Raw genomic sequence first — 2,502 nt, forward strand, 5'->3', positions numbered from 1 at the left:
CTCACTCAGCGCTGCCCGATAGTCGGTCCACGCGATGATGCCGGTTGGCCCAAGAAGCGCATAAGACGCAATACCCAGCAAAGCGACAAGCGCCAAGGCTGGCCCAATCACCGACTTCACATATTCAGGCTTTCGGTTTGAACGCACCATATTCAGACAGAATCATATTTTCGCAATAATGGCAAGAAAGGAGGGGTCAGCGGAAAATACCCTGCCCTGCATATTGCGCGGATGCACCCAGTTCCTCTTCAATGCGGATGAGCTGGTTGTATTTTGCCAACCGGTCGGACCGTGCAAGGCTTCCGGTTTTAATCTGGCCGCAATTTGTTGCCACTGCCAAATCGGCGATGGTCGCATCTTCCGTCTCGCCTGACCGATGTGACATCACGGCAGTGTAAGAAGCACGGTGCGCCATCGACACAGCAGCCAGCGTTTCAGTCAGCGTGCCAATCTGATTGACCTTCACCAACAAAGAGTTGGCAAGACCTTTGCCAATGCCCATTGCCAGACGCTCTGGGTTGGTGACGAACAAGTCGTCGCCGACCAACTGGACCTCGTGGCCGATCTTGTCGGTAATGGCTTTCCAACCTTCAAAATCGTCTTCGCTCATGCCATCCTCAATCGATCGAATGGGGTAATCCTTGCAAAGTGCAGCGAGGTAATCCGCCATTTCATGCGGAGAAAGCGAGAGACCTTCGCCCGAAATTTCATATTTGCCGTTGCGGAAAAATTCGGTTGCCGCGCAATCTAGCGCAAGCACGACGTCTTCACCGGCTTTAAACCCAGCCTTGTCGATTGACGTCATGATGAAATCAAGCGCGTCACGGGTTGAGGCAAGATTTGGCGCGAATCCGCCTTCATCGCCGACCGAAGTCGCCAGACGCTTTTCGTGCAGGCCTTTTTTGAGCGTGTGAAAAATTTCAGAGCCCCAGCGAACAGCTTCAGAAATCGATCCCGCGCCAACGGGCATGACCATGAATTCCTGAAAATCAATCGGGTTATCGGCATGTTCACCGCCGTTAATGATATTCATCATCGGGACTGGCAGGACATGTGCGTTCACACCGCCAACATAACGATATAATGGCAACCCGCGTGCGTCCGCAGCAGCCTTTGCGACCGCCAAACTCACGCCCAAGATAGCATTGGCACCAAGGTTCGACTTGTTGTCGGTTCCGTCCAAGTCGATCATCACCGCATCGACATTTTCCTGATCTTCTGCGTCGAGTTCCAACAACGCTTCATAAATCGGGCCATTAACCGCTTCGATCGCCTGCAATACGCCCTTGCCCATATATTTTGACATGTCGCCATCGCGCTTTTCTACCGCTTCATATGCGCCTGTCGAAGCGCCCGATGGAACGGCTGCACGGCCAAAACTGCCGTCCTCCAACAACACATCGACTTCGACTGTCGGGTTGCCCCGGCTATCCAAAATTTGGCGGGCATGTATGTCGAGGATCGCAGTCATGGAAAGCTCCAGTAAAATCGTGATGGGAACAATGTCAGCGCGTCTATCGTTGTGTTGAGGATTTGGCAACGACGCTAAGACATATGGATTTTAAATGTAATTTTATGGTGCTATAGTTGACTAAGGCACCGCCCGTACAAATATAAGATATAGCGGCGTCCAATTGAGTGCCCGCACTTAACCGATAGGAGCATATTCCCATGGCCGAAACTGAAAAGCCAAAAGCGGCAGCGAAACCAGCGCCCGTGAAAAGAGCAACCGCCAAGCCTGCGGCTGCGAAGACAGCAGCAGTCAAGCCATCCGCCACTAAGTCGGCAAAACCCGCTGCGGCGACTTCGGCACCCAAGGCCGTTGCAAAAGCGCAGCCTGCTAAAGGCAAAACCGACGGTGTTACATCAAAGGTCAAATCAGAAATGAATGATTTCAAATCCAAAGCAACGGACAGCGCACGCGCCGCGGCTCAAAAAGGCAAGGACCGCGCGACAGAAGCCGTTGACAGCATTGGCAAACTAATTCGCGACAGCGCTGCGACCATCGATGACAATGTCGGCAAGCAATATGGCGATTACGCCCGTAGCGCAGCAGACATGGTTGAAGGCTTCGCTGGTAAGATGGACGCAAAGGATGTCGATGCCTTGGCCGATGATGCCCGCCAGTTTGTCCGCAAAAGCCCGGCAGTTGCGGTTGGCGCTGCGGCAGCCATTGGCTTTGTGCTCGCACGCCTCATTCGCTCTGGCGGCAAAGACGCCTAATTAGACACCATTAGCGGCTTTGCAAAAGGCCGATTTTGACCGATAAGTGAAACCGATGATTATGGATCAGCGTCAGGACCAAGTGGTGGAGGATAGCCCAAAACCAGAAGATGCGACCGCAAGCGAACAGGTTTCGTTGGTGATGGAAGACTTGCGCGCGCTGGTGACGGCCGAAATGCACTATTACCGTTCGCGTCTTGATTACACCCGACATGTGTTCCGATCGGCGTTCCTTTATGGCGCGATTGCGGCGTTCGCGCTTATCGGCGCGGCAATAGC

3 protein-coding genes are annotated in these 2,502 nt (G+C 53.4%); 2 read left to right on the forward strand and 1 reads right to left on the reverse strand.

Annotation, left to right across the window (positions count from 1 at the left end; genetic code table 11):
* Nucleotides 1–196: 196 nt before the first annotated feature.
* Nucleotides 197–1,471 (reverse strand): phosphopyruvate hydratase, encoded by a 1,275-nt coding sequence (gene eno, locus ACIQ0G_RS10920; RefSeq protein WP_397577926.1) that lies wholly within the window; start codon nucleotides 1,469–1,471, stop codon nucleotides 197–199.
* Nucleotides 1,472–1,671: 200 nt separating this feature from the next.
* Here eno and ACIQ0G_RS10925 point away from each other — a divergent pair, with 200 nt between their 5' ends.
* Nucleotides 1,672–2,223 carry a hypothetical protein gene (locus ACIQ0G_RS10925; RefSeq protein ID WP_397577927.1) on the forward strand — a complete coding sequence of 184 codons (552 nt, stop codon included), beginning with the start codon at nucleotides 1,672–1,674 and terminating at the stop codon, nucleotides 2,221–2,223.
* Between the two features lie 55 nt (nucleotides 2,224–2,278).
* The coding region (locus ACIQ0G_RS10930) for a hypothetical protein (protein WP_397577928.1) at nucleotides 2,279–2,502 on the forward strand (224 nt) is incomplete at its 3' end.

The organism is Sphingorhabdus sp. (assembly GCF_044354325.1).
Classification (GTDB): domain Bacteria; phylum Pseudomonadota; class Alphaproteobacteria; order Sphingomonadales; family Sphingomonadaceae; genus Sphingorhabdus_B.

Bases quoted from the DNA above. Each gene is read 5' to 3' on its own strand.
- eno (WP_397577926.1), bottom strand. From the start codon at position 1,471: ATGACTGCGATCCTCGACATACATGCCCGCCAAATTTTGGATAGCCGG.
- ACIQ0G_RS10925 (WP_397577927.1), top strand. From the start codon at position 1,672: ATGGCCGAAACTGAAAAGCCAAAAGCGGCAGCGAAACCAGCGCCCGTG.